Source organism: Bradyrhizobium sp. AUGA SZCCT0169 (assembly GCF_018130085.1).
GTDB lineage: Bacteria > Pseudomonadota > Alphaproteobacteria > Rhizobiales > Xanthobacteraceae > Bradyrhizobium.
Genome location: NZ_JAFCMC010000039.1, coordinates 15,094 through 32,432 on the forward strand (window position 1 = coordinate 15,094; position 17,339 = coordinate 32,432).

The window sequence follows — 17,339 nt, forward strand, 5'->3', positions numbered from 1 at the left end:
CCGCGGCTAGGCCGCCGGCGTTTCGTCGGCCAGGCCAAAGACACGCTCCGCCTTCGAGAATCCGGCAATCGGAAACTCGCCGAGATCGCTCCACCCTCCCCGGCAGATGCCGGCGAATCCTTCCGATGCCACCACCGTGCGCTGCAGACGGCTGGCGATCTTTTCCAGCCGCGCCGCCAGATTCACGGCAGGACCGATGCAGGTGAAGTCGAGCCGGTTGCCGCCGCCGATATTGCCGTAGAGAATTGGTCCGACATGCAGGGCGAGACCGAAGCGAAAACGTTCGATCGTGTCCCCGATCGCATACCGCATTGCCATCACGCTGGCCCGGGACTCACGGGCGGCTTCGAGCACCTTCGAACACACCTGCTGCTCGTCGCCGACATATTCGTCGATCGGAAACACGGCCAGCAATCCGTCGCCCATATACTTCAGGACCTCGCCGTCATGGGAGCGGATCGCCGCAACCTGGCAGTCAAAATACTGGTTGAGGATGTCCACGACCGTCTCCGACGGCAGGCGGTCGGACAACGCCGTAAAGCCGCGCAGATCCGACAGCCAGATCGCCGCATTCATCGACTCGGTATGGCCGCGGCGGATCTGCCCGGCCATGATCCGCTCGCCGGCGCGGTTGCCGACATAGGTGTCGAGCAGGCTCATGGCGGTGCGGCGCAGGCTGATGATCTCGATGTAACGCGTCAGCGGCGGGAGCACCGAACGCAATGCGTTCAATTGTTCATCGGTAAAGCCGCCCGGCTGCCTGGTGGTCCAGCTCGAGGCGTTGATGGCGCCGTCGGTGAACGGCAGCGGCAGGGCGACGTAGTCGGTGGCGCCCTCGGCTCGCATATCCTCGACAATTGGAAAACGCGCCGCGGCCTCCGGATCGTTGGTGTGAGCCCTGACCTCGCGTCCTTGCGTGAACACGATTGACAGCGGGCTGGTGTGAAATCCCGGCGTATCCTGGATGCCGAAATCGACCGTGCCGACCTCGACCTCGGCGCCGGCCTTCCAGATGAAATTGCGGCCGAAGATATCCGGATGCAGGGTCCGGATGAAAACACCGACGCGCCACAGCGGGATGCCCGCCTTGACCAGCCCTTCGCAAACTTCCGCCATCGCCAGCGCCGGGTTCGCCGCCGACCGCGCGCCATCTACCAGCCAGTCCTTGAGTTTCTGCAATTCAGATGCGTTCATGACAGATGCATTTGTCGCGCAAGTTCAGCGCGCGTCAAGGCTGACATCGCAACACGCCGGGGGTCTATCCGCGTCATTGTGAGCCAACGGGTCGGCGCGCAGCGCCGCCCGATGACAGGCTCCGCGAAGCAATCCACGTCTCGGCATAACAGATGCATGGATTGCTTCGCTGCGCTCGCAATGACGGAGATAGTGCGGCCCCACACGACGCTGTCATCTCCGCGCAGGCGGGGATCCAGTACGCCGCAGCTTCTCGGTTCTATCATCAGCGTCTCTGGAATACTGGGTCACCCGCTTTCGCGGGTGACGACAACTGAATATGTGTTCGCATTCTCGCGACGCATTGCGCCCGAGTTGTTGAAAATTCTCCACCCTCTCAATTCAGAGGGCGCAGGGAATGCCGGATGCGCGCTGCACCCGCGGTCTCGCGTGCGATTGTGCTAAGACAGCTGCACACGAGCATACAGGGCAGCGGAGAACATCCGACATTCCCTGCGCAATGGCTTTACGGCTTATGACGTGCTCTCCCCGGTGAGACGGCCTCTATTGCCACCGTCGCCCCTCGGAAGCGTTAGCTCCCGCAGGACTTGACGCCGTTACGGGCGCCAGGACCACACGCTTTCACCGTACGCTTCAGCCGCGACCGTCAATCGCAACATCGGCGTCCACCGCGACCCGCCCCTCGTCGTGACGATGGCCAACGCCCTCTGAGTGGGACGGGATGGCGAGAATGTGCCGGTGATTTGGGTGGAAGGAAAGCGAAATAGTTTTGATTTTCGGAAATTTAGGACTTGACATGATTTCGATAAATCAGAAGTGATTTGCCCGTCGGGTTGATTTGTCGCACGCAGTCCTCAAGATTACGCTTGCATGCGAGGGGACGCAGCAACGTCGGTAGGGCGGATTGGAGCCCAACGGGTCCGCGCAAAGCGGACCTGTCGGACGTAATCCGCCACCTTGGCTACATCGCAAACGGGGTCCGTGTTATCAAAAGCTCTATGTCGAATGATCGTCACGCGATCGACCAGCGGAGATTCTAGCGAAGATGATCGCCTGACGATAACCTGGATAGCGGATTACGCCTTCCGCCTTCGCTCTGCGAGCTACGGCGGACAAGTCGGCTCAATCTGCCCTGCGAGCCGTGCCTCGTTGCCGTCGTGGCATTGGCTTTGGTCGTGCGCGGTTTCCGCTTTTGGGATAACTTGGCGAGCGTGAAACCAAGGGAGCTTGGAATGAGCTCGCAGCGAGTGTCGGGAACCGCCGTGCAACGAACCATTGCCGTGCTGGGCTCGGCGGTTTTCTTCGTGGTCGCCCCATGTACGCTGGCGGGGCTCGTTCCATGGTCGATCACGGGTTGGCAACTCCGGCCACCGTTCCTTGGTCTGGAGCTGACGCGCGGCATCGGCGCGATAATGATTCTCGCAGGCGTGCCTGGGCTCGTTGACGCATTTGCGCGTTTCGCGCTGCAGGGTCTCGGCACCCCCGCGCCCATCGCGCCAACCCGGAATCTCGTGGTGACCGGTCTCTACTGTTATGTGCGTAATCCAATATACGTCGCGGTCGTTGCCATCATCCTGGGTCAAGCGGTGCTGATGGGCGATTGGCGCCTCATCGTCTACGGCGCGCTGCTCTGGCTCGCCTTCCACGCCTTCGTCGTGGCCTACGAAGAACCCACGCTCGAGCAGACGTTTGGGAGAGAGTACGAGGCGTTCCGCGCCGCCGTCCCGCGCTGGATACCGCGGATGACCCCATGGCGGTCGAAATGATCGGTGGCCCGCGGTTGTGCGAGCCGCTACTCGCGACCGGTCTCGGATGCTTCTCGGACGCTTCACCGGCGCCGCTAGCACTCGCAAAAAATGCCTGAACTGTGTCCTCAATCACATGAACAAGACGAGATCGTCTCTATAAGCCATCGAGGTGTTTAGTGGGGATCCCAGATGGACGATGATTTTTATAAGGAGCGAGCACGACAAATACGTGAACTCGCCACTCAAGCCGATCCATTCATTAAGCAACGCCTATTACGCCTTGCGGGCAATTACGACGCAATGATCACGCGGACCAAGCCAGCTGCTTTGTTCAATGTCCCCGACATATCTGCTGATCAGTGCGCAAACAATAACGGCAGCAAGGATTAAGCCCGTCGACCGTAGGGCGGATTGGAGCGAAGCGTAATCCGCCGCCTTGGCTGATCCAAAAACGGCGGATTACGCTTCGCTCCAATCCGCCCTACAAGACTACAAGACCTGTTCAGCCGACCTGCCCGCGATGGCGCAGCAGGTGATCGGCCAGCACGCAGGCCATCATGGCTTCGCCGACCGGCACCGCGCGGATGCCGACGCAGGGATCGTGACGGCCCTTGGTCATGATGTCGGTGTCGGCGCCGGAGCGATCCACGGTCTGGCGCGGCGACAGGATCGACGACGTCGGCTTCACCGCAAAGCGCACCACGACCGGCTGGCCGGTGGAGATGCCGCCCAGCACGCCGCCGGCATGGTTTGACAGGAAGCGCGTGCCGTTATTGCCGGTGCGCATCTCGTCGGCGTTTTGCTCGCCCGACAATTCGGCGGCGCCGAAACCTGCTCCGATCTCGACGCCCTTCACCGCGTTGATGCTCATCATCGCCGCCGCCAGTTCGCCGTCGAGCTTGGCGTAGATCGGCGCGCCGAGGCCGGCCGGCACGCCTTCGGCGACGACTTCGATCACGGCACCGATCGAGGAGCCGCTCTTGCGGATGCCGTCGAGATATTGCTCGAAGAACGCGGCCTTGTCCTTGTCCGGGCAGAAGAACGGATTGCGTGCGATCTCGTCCCAGTCCCACTTCTCGCGATCGATCTTGTGCGGACCCATCTGCACCAGCGCGCCGCGCACCTTGACGCCGGGCAGGATCTTTCGCGCGATGGCGCCGGCCGCAACCCGCGTCGCGGTCTCGCGCGCCGACGAGCGTCCGCCGCCGCGATAATCGCGCAGGCCGTATTTGGCCTCGTAGGTGAAGTCGGCATGGCCGGGCCGAAACTTGTCCTTGATCTCGGAATAGTCCTTCGAGCGCTGGTCGGTGTTTTCGATCAGAAGCGCGATCGGCGTTCCCGTCGTCACCTGCACCCCGGTCTCGGGATGCGCCATCACGCCGGACAGGATTTTGACGGCGTCCGGTTCCTGGCGCTGGGTGGTGAAGCGCGACTGGCCGGGACGGCGGCGATCGAGATCCTGCTGGATGTCCTCGTTGGTCAGCGGGATCAGCGGCGGGCAGCCGTCGACCACGCAGCCGATCGCGATCCCATGGCTCTCGCCGAAGGTCGTGACCCGGAACATGTGGCCGAAGGTGTTGAAGGACATGGTGCTTCGCGCTGGTTTCGTTGACAGGCAACGCTCACGTTGATTGTCAACGTTATGAAGGACGTGGATGCCCGGGACAAGCCCGGGCATGACGATGGCTGGATTAACTATACTTCCGCAGCGCCCCATCCCGGAACACGTAAACCGCCCCCTGCTCGATGGTCAGGTCGGCGGCGCTGAGCGGCGTCTCGATGCCGAGCGCCACCATCAGGGCCCGCGCCGTGCCGCCATGCGCCACCGCGACGGTGTCGGCCGCCACCGACGCGTACCAATCCTGCATCCTCGCCTGCACGTCGACATAGCTCTCGCCCCCCGGCGGCGACACCGTCCATTTCTCGGCCTGGCGTTTGGCATAGAGATCGGGGTCGCGCCGCTGCAACTCTGGCAGCGTCGCGCCTTCCCACTCGCCGTAGCCGATCTCGCGCAGGCGGTCGTCGAGCGCGTAGCCGTCGCGCGGCAGTTCCAGCGAGCCGCGCACCAGCTCCATCGTCGCGCGGGCGCGGATCAGCGGGCTTGCGACAAACGAAAGCGAATTCTTGTCATGGCCGTTGCGCAAAAGGAGATCGGCGAGGACATTGCCGGCATGGGCCGCCTGCCTGCGGCCGAGATCGTTCAGCGGAATGTCCTGCACGCCTTGCAGCCGCCCTTCGGCATTCCACGATGTCTCGCCATGGCGAATGTAATAGATGACAGGCGCAGGCATCGGACTGGCGGCTATTCCTCAGGCGACGAATGGGAGAGCGCGGCATGCGGCTTCCAGTCGCGCTTGGCATTACGGTTGGAGGTACACCAGCGCCCCAGCGTGGTACAGTCCAAATCCGCTTGAGGGTAATCCTTGGATTAACCCTGGGATTAACGCTGTCTTGCCTGAGCCTCAACAGGCGGAATAGACGCGTCGTTTAGGTGTTATGTTGGTTAAGGCGTTCGCGCCGTACCGACCTGAATATCTGGTGACAATGACCGCGTTTCGCCAAAGTGTCGAAGCCATGATTCCGGCGTTGCGCCGCTACGCGCGAGCGCTCGCGCGCGACGCCGATATCGCCGATGATCTGGTGCAGGACACGCTGGTGCGCGCGTTGCGTTCGGAACGGTTGTTTCTCGGCGGCGACGTCAGGAGCTGGCTCTATACGATCCTGACCAACCTCAACAAGAACCGGCGGCGATCGCTGGCGCGGCGGCCGCAGTTCATGCCGCTGCTCGACAACAACCCGGACGCCAGCGGGACCGAAGCGGAAGGCCGCGACATCGCCCGCGCGCTGTCGACGCTGGTGGAAGAGCAGCGCTCGGTGCTGCTGCTCGTGATGCTGGAAGGCTTGAGCTACCGCGAGGTCGCCGACATCCAGGGCGTACCGATCGGGACCGTGATGTCCCGGCTTGCCCGGGCGCGCGCGCACGTCAAAGCCTCGCTCGAGGGCGAGCGCACCGCGCTGAGACGGGTGAAGTGATGCAGGCGATGCAAAGAAGACGCGTGATGGCAGGCGATATGCATAGGCAGATTCCGATCCGGAATAGACAGAGACGACGACGATGACCAACCCCCATATTCCCGTCACCGAAGACGAGCTGCATGCTTACGTCGACAACGAGTTGCCGGCGGAGCGCCGCGGCGATGTCGAAGCGTGGCTCGCGACGCACCCCGACGATGCGGCGCGCGTGCGGTCGTGGCGCACGATGGCGGAAGCGCTGCATGTCCGCTACGACGGCATCGTCGATGAGGCGGTGCCGGGGCGGCTCGAGATCGAGCGGCTGGTGCGCCAGCCGCGCAAATGGTTCTACGCCGCGATTGCCGCAACGCTGGCGGCATTCATTGTCGGCGGCGGTGTCGGCTGGATGGCGCGCGGTGCGTCCGCGGCGGCCCCGTCGGCGATCCAGAATTTCACGCTTCATGCGCTCGAAGCGCACCGGCTCTATGTGGTCGAGGTGCGCCATCCCGTCGAAGTGCCGGGCAGCGAACGGGCGCATCTGCAGGCCTGGCTGACCAAGCGCTGCGGCTGGCTGGTGCGTGCGCCGGAACTGACCGGGGCAGGATTGAAGCTGGTCGGCGGACGGCTGTTGCCCGGCTCCGGCGGACCTGCATCCTTCATGATGTATGAGAGCACATCGGGCGAACGCTTCACGATCTACACGGCAAAGTCGGAAGCCGAGGCGACGCAGATGCGATTTTCGTCGGAGGGCAAGGAGAGCGCCTTGTTCTGGGCCGATCGCGGCGTGGCCTATGTGGTGGTGAGCAGCATCGGCGACCGTGGCCGACTGACGCAAATCGCCCAATCGGTGTATGACCAGATGGAAAAACCCGGGGGTTGAGCGCGCTCACCATCAAGGTTGCACAAGCCTGTTGTTCGATGCGTTTTCCTTGGCGTTTTCCTTGCGCGAGCCGCTGTTCACTCCGCGTCGGGTGCGCGGCACGGCGTCGTTCGAAAACGCCGTAGGTCAAGCCGTTTGTCCCAATTCTGACATCGAAAATCTGGAATCAAGACATCGGCACGTCTCATTATCGCACTGGGTGATCACGCGAAAATGAGCGGCGTTCGATCCGCCGATCGGCGCAAGCGGCCTCGATCGGGGTTTGGTACCGCGCTGGTCCCCCTTTCGAGGCCGCCCTTTTAAAGGGAAGCGCCTGAATTGGTTCGGGAAATGGCCTGCCGTACTCCGCTGTTTTATTAGCCGTGTTTTTGGTCAGCCGAAATCGCTGCGCGGGTTGTAAGGGTGGCCGTCGCGCCACTTTTGCATCAATGCTTCAAGCTCGGCATCGTTCCCGTCGGGAAGGATAATCCTTGTCGTGACGAACAGGTCGCCGGTCCCGCCTGCCTTCGGCAACCCCTTGCCCTTGAGACGGAAGGTGCGACCGCTGGAGGTGTTCTTCGGGATCGGAAATTCGACCGCGCCGCCCAGCGTCGGCACCCGAATCTTGGCCCCGAGCACCGCCTCATAGAGCGTGATCGGCAGATCGAGCCGCAAGTCGCTGCCGTCGATCTTGAAGAAGGGATGCGGCGCAATGCTGACAGTGATCAGGAGGTCGCCCGGGGGATGGCCCTGCGCGGTCTCGCCCTGGCCCTTCAGCCGGATTTGCTGACCGGCGGCGACGCCTGCCGGAATTTTGACGTTGAGCTCCTTGCCGGTCGGCAAGCGGACGCGCTTCTCGGCACCCTTGACCGACTCCTCCAGCGACACCGTCATGGCGACGCTGAGATCGAGATCGAGGCCGATCCCGCCGGTATCGAATTCAAATGCGCGGCCACTGCCGGGACGTTGCCCGCGGGCCGCGCCGCCGAACATGCTGTTGAGGATGTCCTCGAAGCCGCCGCCGCCGGGGCCGCCGCCGCTGCGGAAAGTATGGCTTTCAAAGCCGCCGGCGGGGCCGGCACGGCCGCGCGGGCCGCCGCCGGGAAAACCCTGAAAGCGCGGCTTGCCCTCGGCGTCGATCTCACCGCGATCGAACTGCTTGCGCTTGTCCTCGTCGCCGATGATCTCGTTGGCCGAGTTGATCTCGGAAAACCGCGCCGCGGATTTCGGATCGTTGGTGTTGTTGTCGGGGTGATGCTTCTTGGCGAGCTTGCGGTAAGCACTCTTGATCGCCGCAGCGCTGGCGCCCCGCGGCACCCCCAAGACCTCATAGGGGTCGCGCATCCGTCACGTCTCCTTCACGGGAAATCGGTTCTAACCAAAGGGCTATTCGCCCGCTTTGCCTTCATCTGGGGAGCCAGTTGCATTTTTGCAACTGCCCATGCTGCTGAAAACTGGCCCCAAAACGGGCGCTCAAGATTCTTGGGGTAGTTTAGCTCCGTTTCCAGGGCCTGAGGGTACGAATTTCCCATCGACCCTGTTCACCCCGGCAGGCGGCACCCTGCAGCCAGCTTTCCGCACGATCCTTGACGTAGCTGGCCAGGAAATCCCGGCAGGTGCGGCCATCGTCCGAGGCATAGGCCTGGGACAGCGGCGTCACCGAACCCCGCGCGCCGGTTTCGGGGTTTTCCCAGGGCTGGCTGGAATCCTTGCCGCCTTTGGTCAACACATCGGAAGCGGCCGTGCGGGCAAAGGCCAGATCGCTCTCGGTCGGCACCGGAGGGGCGGCCGGTGGTGTCACCGACCCCGTGACGTCTTTTTCTTCCAGCTTGGCGAGGACGTCGGAGCGGGACATGCTGCAACCGCCCGCGCCGAGGCCGATCAAAATCATCGTCATCACCGCACCCGCCGGCCGGATCGCCGATAGGCCAATGCGTCCCCATGTCCTATATAGGGCGAACCTATACTGGGGCTGTAGCGCGCTCTCTAACGCGAACGGACGCAACTGGAACTCCTGGCATGACCGACACAACCTCCATCAAACACCCGACACCGTTAACATCGGGTGATTTTACCGCCGCCGAGGAACCGTTTGCATTGTTCGGTGCGTGGTTCGCCGAAGCGGTGAAGGCAGAGCCGAACGATCCCAACGCGATGGCGCTCGCAACCGTCGATGCCGACGGCCTTCCCGATGTGCGGATGGTGCTGATGAAAGGCTATGATGCGGATGGTTTCGTGTTCTACAGCCACATCGCCAGCCAGAAGGGCCGCGAACTCGCCGCAAATCCTAAAGCGGCTTTACTATTTCACTGGAAATCGCTGCGCCGTCAGGTGCGCATCCGCGGCAACGTGTCGCCTGTGACGCCGGAAGAAGCCGACGCCTATTTCGCCACCCGCCCGAAGCAGGCGCAGATCGGCGCCTGGGCCTCTAAGCAATCGCAGCCGCTGGAAAGCCGCTTTGCCTTCGAGCAGGCGATCGCGCTGGTCGCCGCCAAGCACGTCATCGGCGAGGTGCCGCGTCCGCCGGGCTGGAGCGGCTGGCGCATCGAGCCGGTCCGTTTCGAATTCTGGCACGACCGTCCGTTCCGCCTCCACGACCGCATCGAATTCCGCCGCGACGCGCCGGTCCAGGGGCAAGTTCAGCCTTGGACCAAAGTGCGGCTCTATCCCTGAAGCCTGAAAGTATTGCATGTCGACTTCCACCAATGCGCCGCGACGCACGCTGCTCCTGACCGGAGCCAGCCGCGGCATCGGCCATGCCACCGTGATCCGCTTTTCCTCCGCCGGCTGGCGCGTCATCACCTGCTCGCGGCATCCTTTCCCCGAAGACTGCCCGTGGGACGCCGGGCCTGAGGATCACATCCAGGTCGATCTTGCCGACCATGCCGATACCACGCGGGCGATTTCGGAAATCCGCCAACGGCTGGAAGGCGGCGCGCTGCATGCGCTGGTCAACAATGCCGCGATTTCGCCGAAGACCGCAGCGGGCACGCGGATGGGCACCATGGATACCGACATCGAGACCTGGAGCCATGTTTTCCGGGTGAACTTCTTCGCACCCATCATGATGGCGCGCGGGCTGATCGAGGAATTGAAGGCCACCAAGGGCTCGGTAGTGAACGTCACCTCGATTGCGGGCTCGCGCGTGCATCCGTTCGCGGGCGTGGCCTATGCGACGTCGAAGGCGGCACTTGCTTCACTCACACGTGAAATGGCCTCCGATTTCGGCCGCGTCGGCGTCCGTGTCAATTCGATCGCACCGGGCGAGATCGACACCTCGATCCTGTCGCCGGGCACCGAGAAGATCGTCGACCAGCAGATCCCGATGCACCGCCTCGGCACACCGGACGAGGTGGCCAAGATCATCTACGTGCTGTGCACCGAAACCAGCAGCTACGTGAACGGCGCCGAGATCCACATCAACGGCGGCCAGCACGTCTAGAGCGCGATCTGATTTGAATCAGAACCGAAGCTCCGGATTCTCTTTTTGACGCGTTTTCTTTGCGCGAACCGGCATGCTCCCCCGGATCAAGTCCGAGGGCATGCTTCGCGCGAAACGCTGGCGCGCTTCAATCCGCGTAAAACTTGCTTCGCGTTTTCCTTGGCGTGGTTCGCAGATCACGCGTCTCGACATTGAAGGCGCTCGAGCATTCGTCTTCGTTCTCGCCATCGGCAAGCGCCGCACCACAATGCCGGCAGAGCCGCGCCGCGATCGCCTGCGCCTTGCCAACGATGCGGTCCTGTTGGTAGCGCGCAAAATCGATGACGTTGCGGGGTGACGTTATGAATTTTTCAACCATTGCTGTCCTCGCGGCTTGTGACAGCGTTATCGCAGAAAGCCGTCGCGCAAAGGTTCATCGCGACGCTCAAATTTTACTCGTACAAATGGGGCAGCTTCCTGTTTTTTTTGCTGGCGCATGAATGCCCCCGAGATCATGCGCGCGCCTTAACATCTCGGTTACTACGGCCACCTCGGTGACAACAGTCACCTCAGTGACGACAGTCACCTTGGCGACGACAGTCACCGCCGCGAACAATCAGGTTGCGACTACAGCCACTTCTTCCATCTGAAAAGAAAGTAAGGCAGCACGGCTGCCATGAGCATCATCACCAGCGCCATCGGATAGCCGTGCGCCCATTCGAGCTCCGGCATCGCCTTGAAATTCATGCCGTAGATCGAGGCGATCAGCGTCGGCGGCATCAAGACCACGGCCATCACCGAGAACAGCTTGATGATGTTGTTCTGTTCGAGATTGACAACGCCGAGCATGGCGTCGAGCACGAAGGTGATCTTGTTGGAGAGGTAGGACGCGTGATCGGTCAGCGAGGCGACGTCACGCTGCATGGTCTTGAGCTGCTCGCGCATGTCCTTGGACCATTTGACGCCTTCCATGACCGCCGAGAGGAAAGTGACGACGCGGCCGACCGAGACCAGGCTCTCGCGGACCTTCGAGGTCAAATCCCCCTTGCGCCCGATCGCGATCAGGATCTGCGAATATCGCTTGGCCTGGCCGTGACGCTCGCTTTCGGGTTCGAAGATGTCATGGGAAACCTGATCGACGTCGGCGCCAACCTTCTCCAGAATGTCGGCGCAACGGTCGATCACCGCGTCGACAAGTTCCATCAGCACCATTTCGCCGGTTATGCCCGGCATGCACGAGCGCGCCAGCTTGTTCTCCACCAGGGCAAACGGCTTCGGCATGTCGTAGCGCACGGTTACCAACCGGTGACCGGCCATGATGAAGGTGACGGCCGTCGTCCGCGGCATGTCGGTGTCGGAATGGCACATCAGCGTCGCGGTCATGTAGCGCGCGCCGTTCTCGATATAGAGCCGGCTGGAAATCTCGATCTCCTGCATGTCCTCCCGGGTCGGCACCGCGATCCCGGTCAGCCGCTCCACCGCGCGGTCTTCCTCGCCCGTCGGTTTCACCATGTCGATCCAGACTGCGCTTTCCGGCAACTTCGCCGGTTCAGCCACCTCGACTTTCTTCAGGGTGGATTCAGAGGGGACGTACACTGACAACATAGGAAACTCCGGAACAGGGCAGCGGTCGTTGGTTCTGACGTGTCTTCTTCACGCGAAACCCGTACCCGCTCCGCACGAAAACGCCACAGGCACCGAGCGGACTAAACGCGATTCTGGCAAGCGCTTGATGACTGGCGTATTAACCCGCCATCCACATTTATGGCGGTGGGGTGGCGGTAGCGTGGCCACGATTCGGCAAGGACGCCAGCGTTGCCTATAAATCAACCGGAAATCGAAAAACTTGCGGCAAAAAAGCCACAGCCAGGCTCCCGCAGCGCCGAACAGCGTCTAAGCACTGGAATAATTACCGGTTTTTGCCAATAATGGGATTATTGGAATCGTGGCGTTTGCGACGCAAATTGGCGCGTAACCGCGATATTGTTCGATTGGAAGTGCGCAATGACGTCGCTGAAGGCAAAGTTGGGAATTCTGGCTGCAGGCCTGATGTTGTCGGGCTGCATGCAGACCACGAGCTATCAGGCCGCGCCGGAGGCCACGCTCAAGCCGAATGACAAGGTCCAGCTGGCAAAGGCGCGTTACGCCAAGGTCGCCGTGGCCGAACCGTTCCGCCGCGCCATCGTCGACTATCACCGCCGCGAACTACCCGGCACGATCGTGGTCGATTCCGACAACCACTATCTTTACCTGGTGCAGGACGGCGGCAAGGCGATCCGTTACGGCATTACCGTCGGCGAAGAAGCGCTGGCCTTCTCCGGCATTGCCAAGGTCGGCAACATGGCGGAATGGCCGAAATGGACGCCGACCGCGGATATCCACAAGCGCATTGAAGGCCTGCCCGCGTCGGTGCCCGGCGGCGTCGATAATCCGCTCGGCGCCCGCGCGCTCTATCTTTACCAGGGCGGCCGCGACACCCTGTTCCGGATTCACGGCACCAACCAGCCGGAATATATCGGCGCATCGATTTCCTCGGGCTGCATTCGCATGACCAATGAGGACGTCATCGACCTCTACAGCAAGGTCAAGCAGGGCACGATCGTGGTGGTGCTGGACCCCAAGCAGGGCGACTCGCCGTACAATTCGAAGATGGCGCTCCAGGGCGGCAGCGGCAACGTGATGCAATAGCGGATCGATCGCACCATCCGCAACGAGATCAGAACGCCGGCTTTGCCGGCGTTTTTTTTATTTGGCCGCACAATATCGCGCTGAACACGTGCAATCGGCAGGATTGAAAACCAGGACGTGAGGAACGTGGCCAAAATATCGACCGGAACCCACGGGGGTGCGGTAATGCGGCCAGAAAGACACACTTATCGTTCAGCGAAGAGCCCAAAGGGCACGTAAACGCTGGAGTTACGCCAATGAATCGTCACGTATTGGGCGCGACTGGCGACGCCGCAAAAGGACGATCACGAGCGCCGGTTTTGCCGGCGCTTTTTTGTTGTGGGCTTGGGTTCGGGTTTGGACGTTGCCGCATCGGATTTCTCATCCGCCGGAGCGGCGCTGGATTTCCCCGCAGCGGATTTGGCCGCGTCGGGTTTGGCCGCGTCGGGTTTGGCGGCAACCTCGCGCGGCGGCGCTTCTTCCGGCCGCTCGGCCGGCAGCAGCGGCGCGGTCTGCGGCAGCGGGTCCCACACGTCCCATTGGCAGATCCGGTAGTTATTCCGCCGTTCCATGAGGTCGAGATGGATGTGGTCCTCGTGGTACCAGTCCGACCCCGGACCCAGCACCGTCGAGAATCGCGCGCACGCCGTATGCAGCACGGCTTCGCGCACCTCGCGCGGCACGGAGCGATCGGTGAGCGAGATCGAGCGGCCATTGGACAGCTTGAGGGCGCGGACGTCGAGCGCATTGGCGCGGCCGTGTTCGGAGAGTCTTGCGCCGACGATGCGGTTGCGGCCGCGGCATTCGAACGAGTCGAAATTGTCGAGATCACTGATCGTGCTGCCGAGACGCACCGCCAGCGGCGCGATGTCAGTCCGGATCCAGTCCGCCAATGCGGAGGCCATCGCGCAGCGCAGGATCGCCGCCGGCTTCACCGAGACCTGCCGCTTGTCCGGCAGCACGATCGCCTCAAGTCGCACCAAGTCCTCGCCCCCGCAGCCGCCGGCGCCACGGATATCGGGAATGCTGGGAGCAATGGCGATGGCCTCCGTCAGCGCCAGCCGGCAGGCCGAGGGCGGAGGTGGCTGGGGCGTGGCCTGTTCGGTGGGCTTGCCTTCCTTCGTGGTCTCCTTGGCAGTTTCTTTGGCAAGCTCCTCAGCGGAGGGGGCATCGGCCGGGCGCGGCCGCGGGAGCGGCACCGCCGCCCGGTGGACCTTTGCCCGCGGCTTCGGCGGGTGGATCCCGAACAGGTCGCCCCAGGGCGTCGATCGGGACGCTTTGGCCGCCAAGGCCGGTTCGCAGAACACGCCGGGCAGAAGCAGGCCCACCGCAACGGTAACCATTGCCGCCGCCGTGCGGCCAAAGGCGCCATAAGCCCATTTTCGGCTTGCTTTCTCCGCGCTACAGTTCATGTCAATTCCATGATCGCGCGCCAAAACACCAGCACTTTGGCGGATCATGCGCGAGGAAATAACCTTTGGGAGGGACGTGCGTATGCTCGGATTGATGCAAGACTGGCCTTTGCTTTGCCACCGGATTATCGAACACGCGGCGCAGTATCACGGTACGCAAGAGGTCGTCACGCGGTCGGTCGAAGGGCCCATTCATCGCACCAATTACGCCGAAATTCGCGATCGCGCGCTGAAAGTCTCGCAGCGGCTCGATCGCGACGGCATCAAGCTCGGCGACCGCGTCGCCACCATCGCATGGAACACCTGGCGCCACCTTGAAGCCTGGTACGGCATCATGGGCATCGGCGCGATCTGCCATACCGTCAACCCGCGGCTGTTCCCCGACCAGATCGCCTGGATCATCAACCATGCGCAAGACCGCGTGGTTATGACCGATCTCACCTTCATTCCGATCCTGGAAAAGATCGCGGGCAGCCTGCCCAGCGTCGAACGCTACATCGTGTTCACCGACAAGGCCCACATGCCGCAGACCACGCTGAAGAACGCGGTCGCCTATGAGGACTGGATCGCGGAAGCCGACGGCAAGTTCGAGTGGAAGACCTTCGACGAGAATACCGCAGCCGCGATGTGCTACACCTCGGGTACCACGGGCGATCCAAAAGGCGTGTTGTATTCGCACCGCTCCAACGTACTGCACGGGTTGATGGCCAACAATGTCGACGCGCTCGGCACCAGCGCCGCCGAGACAATGCTGCCGGTGGTGCCGTTGTTCCACGCCAACAGCTGGGGCATCGCGTTCTCCGCGCCCTCGATGGGCACCAAGCTCGTGATGCCGGGCGCCAAGCTCGACGGCGCTTCGGTCTACGAGCTTCTCGACACCGAGAAGGTCACGCACACCGCCGGCGTGCCGACGGTGTGGCTGATGCTGCTCAATCACATGGCCGCCGGAAACCTGAAGCTGCCCCACCTGAAGAGCGTGGTGTGCGGCGGCTCGGCGATGCCGCGCTCGATGATCAAGTCGTTCGTCGACATGGGCGTTCGCGTGCGCCACGCCTGGGGCATGACCGAGATGAGCCCGATCGGCACCGTGGCGGCGCTGAAGCCGCCGTTTGCCGAACTCTCCGGCGAGGAGCGGCTCGATATCCTGCAGACGCAGGGTTATCCGCCGTTCGGTGTGCAGATGAAGATCACCGACGATGCCGGCAAGGAATTGCCGTGGGACGGCAAGACCTTTGGCCGGCTCAAAGTCGCAGGACCTGCCGTCGCGAAGGCCTACTTCAAGGTCGACAGCGAGATTCTCGACGAACACGGCTATTTCGACACCGGTGACGTCGCGACCATCGACCAGCACGGCTATATGCGGATCACCGACCGCTCCAAGGACGTCATCAAGTCGGGCGGCGAATGGATTTCGTCGATCGATCTGGAAAACCTCGCGGTCGGCCATCCGGCGGTCGCGGAAGCCGCCGTGATCGGCATCCATCATCCCAAATGGGACGAGCGTCCGCTCTTGATCGTGCAGCTCAAGGCCGGCCAGCAAGCGACGCGCGAGGACATCCTGAAATACATGGATGGCAAGATCGCGAAATGGTGGATGCCCGACGACGTCGCCTTCGTCGAGGGCATTCCGCACACCGCGACCGGCAAGATCCTGAAAACCGCGCTACGCGACCAGTTCAAGAGCTACAGTTTTCCGAACGCGGCGGCTTAACCCCGGAGGGGCGCGTTCGACCGGATGCGCCCCGACCGGCCCGAGGACCCACCCAAGACACGCCAGATCGCCGACCACATCGCGCGCAGGCTGCGGGCTGTGTCCTGCACGGCGGCAAGGACGGCTGCGTCCCGCTCGCGGTGAGCGATCCTGCCGTAAGCGGCGATATCGGGGCTGCCGTCCGGATGGCGCAGCGCGCCTTCAACACCCCTTACGTGACCGTGCAGCTTCTTTTCCCAAGACATAGTGGGCGCTCCTTCATTGTCTGCGACCACCTTTTATTACGTTTCTAACGTGATATAATTGGTGGGTATTCATATTCACTCGTGAAATAAATTCATGAATATCAACGCGGCCTCGGCCGAAATGAACGGGTTCGTGCGGGTGGTCGAACGCGGCAGCTTTGCCGCCGCGGCAGACGACCTCGGCGTGACCCCCTCTGCCCTGTCCAAGCTGGTCACCCGCATCGAAGACCGGCTGGGGGTGCGCCTGTTGACCAGGACCACGCGCAGGCTCGCTTTGACCGCCGAGGGCGATCTGTTCCTGGCCCGGAGCCGGGACATCCTCGCTTCGATCGAAGCCGCTGAAGCCGAGGTAACGGCGGCAAGCCGGCTGCCACGCGGCCATTTGCGGATCAGCGTCGGAACAGCCCTCGCCAAACAGATACTCGGGCCCGCCCTTCCAGATTTCCTCGCCAAATATCCAGACATCAGCGTCGAGCTTCATGTTTCGGACCACCAGGTCGACCTGGTTGCCGAACAGGTCGACGTCGCCATCCGCTCCGGCGCACTCGGCGACTCAACCCTCGTGGCACGCAAGCTCGGTGACGCGACACGGGTCATTTGCGCCAGTCCGCTCTATTTGAAGCAACACGGATCGCCGCGCGTGCCGGCCGATCTGCTGCAGCATAATTGCCTGACGCTACCCGGGCCGGCGTGGTCGCAATGGCCCTTCCACACCCATGAAGGCATCAATCGCCTCGCCGTGTCAGGCACCTTTACCAGCGACAATGCCGACCTGCTGCTTGATATGGCGGTAGCCGGGCTCGGCATCGCCAGGTTGGCGGATTTCATGGTCGCGCGAGCAATCCAGCAAGGCACCCTCGTTCCGCTGCTCGGAGATAGCCACATCCCCGAGACGTTTGCGATCCATGCGCTGACTGTCCCGGGCCGCCACCGCGCTCCGCGCATCAAGGCCTTTATCGACTTTGTGGTGGCGCAGTTCAGCCATCCGGCATGAGGCGCCATGACGCTACTTGCACCACCATTTGGACTGATTTTCCGGCGCAAGCTGCTTTCCACAGGTGCGAAAAATG

General features: G+C 62.6%; 17 protein-coding genes. 10 read left to right on the forward strand and 7 right to left on the reverse strand.

Annotation, left to right across the window (positions count from 1 at the left end; all coding sequences use genetic code 11):
- Positions 1-6: 6 nt before the first annotated feature.
- Positions 7-1,194: an adenylate/guanylate cyclase domain-containing protein gene (locus JQ609_RS29495; RefSeq protein WP_212276293.1), complete on the reverse strand. Its 1,188-nt coding sequence runs from the start codon at positions 1,192-1,194 to the stop codon at positions 7-9.
- 1,232 nt (positions 1,195-2,426) lie between these two features.
- Here JQ609_RS29495 and JQ609_RS29500 point away from each other — a divergent pair.
- Both JQ609_RS29500 and JQ609_RS29505 read left to right on the forward strand, forming a co-directional pair.
- Complete coding sequence (locus JQ609_RS29500) at positions 2,427-2,960, forward strand: isoprenylcysteine carboxylmethyltransferase family protein (RefSeq protein ID WP_212214079.1); 534 nt, start codon at positions 2,427-2,429, stop codon at positions 2,958-2,960.
- Between the two features lie 171 nt (positions 2,961-3,131).
- A complete protein-coding gene (locus JQ609_RS29505) occupies positions 3,132-3,332 on the forward strand; it encodes a hypothetical protein (RefSeq protein WP_212276294.1) in 201 nt (66 codons plus the stop codon).
- A 112-nt stretch (positions 3,333-3,444) separates the two neighbouring features.
- Here the strand turns inward: JQ609_RS29505 and aroC are convergent, their stop codons facing one another.
- Positions 3,445-4,530, reverse strand: a complete 1,086-nt coding sequence (aroC, locus tag JQ609_RS29510; protein WP_212276295.1) for a chorismate synthase — start codon at positions 4,528-4,530, stop codon at positions 3,445-3,447.
- A gap of 103 nt (positions 4,531-4,633) precedes the next feature.
- Positions 4,634-5,233 (reverse strand): histidine phosphatase family protein, encoded by a 600-nt coding sequence (locus JQ609_RS29515; protein ID WP_212276296.1) that lies wholly within the window; start codon positions 5,231-5,233, stop codon positions 4,634-4,636.
- A 253-nt stretch (positions 5,234-5,486) separates the two neighbouring features.
- Here JQ609_RS29515 and JQ609_RS29520 point away from each other — a divergent pair, with 253 nt between their 5' ends.
- Positions 5,487-5,975 (forward strand): RNA polymerase sigma factor, encoded by a 489-nt coding sequence (locus tag JQ609_RS29520; protein ID WP_209846728.1) that lies wholly within the window; start codon positions 5,487-5,489, stop codon positions 5,973-5,975.
- Positions 5,976-6,057: 82 nt separating this feature from the next.
- Entirely contained in the window at positions 6,058-6,834 is a 777-nt protein-coding gene (locus JQ609_RS29525; protein ID WP_212276297.1) for an anti-sigma factor, read from the forward strand.
- Positions 6,835-7,206: 372 nt separating this feature from the next.
- Here JQ609_RS29525 and JQ609_RS29530 read toward each other — a convergent pair whose 3' ends face one another.
- Together JQ609_RS29530 and JQ609_RS29535 are read right to left on the reverse strand one after the other, a co-directional pair.
- Positions 7,207-8,157, reverse strand: coding sequence for a DnaJ C-terminal domain-containing protein (locus tag JQ609_RS29530; protein ID WP_212214093.1), 951 nt, complete (start codon positions 8,155-8,157; stop codon positions 7,207-7,209).
- 148 nt (positions 8,158-8,305) lie between these two features.
- Positions 8,306-8,704: an RT0821/Lpp0805 family surface protein gene (locus tag JQ609_RS29535; RefSeq protein WP_312014768.1), complete on the reverse strand. Its 399-nt coding sequence runs from the start codon at positions 8,702-8,704 to the stop codon at positions 8,306-8,308.
- Positions 8,705-8,832: 128 nt separating this feature from the next.
- Between JQ609_RS29535 and pdxH the strand changes: the two genes are divergently transcribed.
- The 3 genes from pdxH to JQ609_RS29550 all read left to right on the forward strand — a co-directional run bounded on the left by pdxH (position 8,833) and on the right by JQ609_RS29550 (position 10,592).
- A complete protein-coding gene (gene pdxH / locus JQ609_RS29540; protein ID WP_212214096.1) occupies positions 8,833-9,486 on the forward strand; it encodes a pyridoxamine 5'-phosphate oxidase in 654 nt (217 codons plus the stop codon).
- Positions 9,487-9,502: 16 nt separating this feature from the next.
- Positions 9,503-10,255 (forward strand): SDR family NAD(P)-dependent oxidoreductase, encoded by a 753-nt coding sequence (locus JQ609_RS29545; protein WP_212214099.1) that lies wholly within the window; start codon positions 9,503-9,505, stop codon positions 10,253-10,255.
- Between the two features lie 73 nt (positions 10,256-10,328).
- Positions 10,329-10,592 carry a hypothetical protein gene (locus tag JQ609_RS29550; RefSeq protein ID WP_212276298.1) on the forward strand — a complete coding sequence of 88 codons (264 nt, stop codon included), beginning with the start codon at positions 10,329-10,331 and terminating at the stop codon, positions 10,590-10,592.
- Positions 10,593-10,861: 269 nt separating this feature from the next.
- Here the strand turns inward: JQ609_RS29550 and JQ609_RS29555 are convergent, their stop codons facing one another.
- Positions 10,862-11,839 (reverse strand): magnesium transporter CorA family protein, encoded by a 978-nt coding sequence (locus JQ609_RS29555; RefSeq protein WP_212214101.1) that lies wholly within the window; start codon positions 11,837-11,839, stop codon positions 10,862-10,864.
- Positions 11,840-12,238: 399 nt separating this feature from the next.
- On the opposite strand from JQ609_RS29555, the gene JQ609_RS29560 reads away from it, so the two are divergent.
- Entirely contained in the window at positions 12,239-12,922 is a 684-nt protein-coding gene (locus tag JQ609_RS29560) for a L,D-transpeptidase (protein WP_212214104.1), read from the forward strand.
- A 284-nt stretch (positions 12,923-13,206) separates the two neighbouring features.
- Here the strand turns inward: JQ609_RS29560 and JQ609_RS29565 are convergent, their stop codons facing one another.
- Positions 13,207-14,313, reverse strand: coding sequence for an extensin family protein (locus JQ609_RS29565; RefSeq protein WP_212276299.1), 1,107 nt, complete (start codon positions 14,311-14,313; stop codon positions 13,207-13,209).
- An 82-nt stretch (positions 14,314-14,395) separates the two neighbouring features.
- On the opposite strand from JQ609_RS29565, the gene JQ609_RS29570 reads away from it, so the two are divergent.
- Both JQ609_RS29570 and JQ609_RS29575 read left to right on the forward strand, forming a co-directional pair.
- Positions 14,396-16,024: a fatty-acid--CoA ligase gene (locus tag JQ609_RS29570; RefSeq protein ID WP_212276300.1), complete on the forward strand. Its 1,629-nt coding sequence runs from the start codon at positions 14,396-14,398 to the stop codon at positions 16,022-16,024.
- Positions 16,025-16,363: 339 nt separating this feature from the next.
- On the forward strand, positions 16,364-17,263 hold the full coding sequence (locus tag JQ609_RS29575; RefSeq protein WP_249119741.1) for a LysR family transcriptional regulator: 900 nt from the start codon (positions 16,364-16,366) through the stop codon (positions 17,261-17,263).
- The last annotated feature ends 76 nt before the right edge of the window (positions 17,264-17,339 follow it).

Bases quoted from the DNA above. Each gene is read 5' to 3' on its own strand.
- JQ609_RS29495 (WP_212276293.1), bottom strand. From the start codon at position 1,194: ATGAACGCATCTGAATTGCAGAAACTCAAGGACTGGCTGGTAGATGGC.
- JQ609_RS29500 (WP_212214079.1), top strand. From the start codon at position 2,427: ATGAGCTCGCAGCGAGTGTCGGGAACCGCCGTGCAACGAACCATTGCC.
- JQ609_RS29505 (WP_212276294.1), top strand. From the start codon at position 3,132: ATGGACGATGATTTTTATAAGGAGCGAGCACGACAAATACGTGAACTC.
- aroC (WP_212276295.1), bottom strand. From the start codon at position 4,530: ATGTCCTTCAACACCTTCGGCCACATGTTCCGGGTCACGACCTTCGGC.
- JQ609_RS29515 (WP_212276296.1), bottom strand. From the start codon at position 5,233: ATGCCTGCGCCTGTCATCTATTACATTCGCCATGGCGAGACATCGTGG.
- JQ609_RS29520 (WP_209846728.1), top strand. From the start codon at position 5,487: ATGACCGCGTTTCGCCAAAGTGTCGAAGCCATGATTCCGGCGTTGCGC.
- JQ609_RS29525 (WP_212276297.1), top strand. From the start codon at position 6,058: ATGACCAACCCCCATATTCCCGTCACCGAAGACGAGCTGCATGCTTAC.
- JQ609_RS29530 (WP_212214093.1), bottom strand. From the start codon at position 8,157: ATGCGCGACCCCTATGAGGTCTTGGGGGTGCCGCGGGGCGCCAGCGCT.
- JQ609_RS29535 (WP_312014768.1), bottom strand. From the start codon at position 8,704: ATGATTTTGATCGGCCTCGGCGCGGGCGGTTGCAGCATGTCCCGCTCC.
- pdxH (WP_212214096.1), top strand. From the start codon at position 8,833: ATGACCGACACAACCTCCATCAAACACCCGACACCGTTAACATCGGGT.
- JQ609_RS29545 (WP_212214099.1), top strand. From the start codon at position 9,503: ATGTCGACTTCCACCAATGCGCCGCGACGCACGCTGCTCCTGACCGGA.
- JQ609_RS29550 (WP_212276298.1), top strand. From the start codon at position 10,329: ATGCTCCCCCGGATCAAGTCCGAGGGCATGCTTCGCGCGAAACGCTGG.
- JQ609_RS29555 (WP_212214101.1), bottom strand. From the start codon at position 11,839: ATGTTGTCAGTGTACGTCCCCTCTGAATCCACCCTGAAGAAAGTCGAG.
- JQ609_RS29560 (WP_212214104.1), top strand. From the start codon at position 12,239: ATGACGTCGCTGAAGGCAAAGTTGGGAATTCTGGCTGCAGGCCTGATG.
- JQ609_RS29565 (WP_212276299.1), bottom strand. From the start codon at position 14,313: ATGAACTGTAGCGCGGAGAAAGCAAGCCGAAAATGGGCTTATGGCGCC.
- JQ609_RS29570 (WP_212276300.1), top strand. From the start codon at position 14,396: ATGCTCGGATTGATGCAAGACTGGCCTTTGCTTTGCCACCGGATTATC.
- JQ609_RS29575 (WP_249119741.1), top strand. From the start codon at position 16,364: ATGAATATCAACGCGGCCTCGGCCGAAATGAACGGGTTCGTGCGGGTG.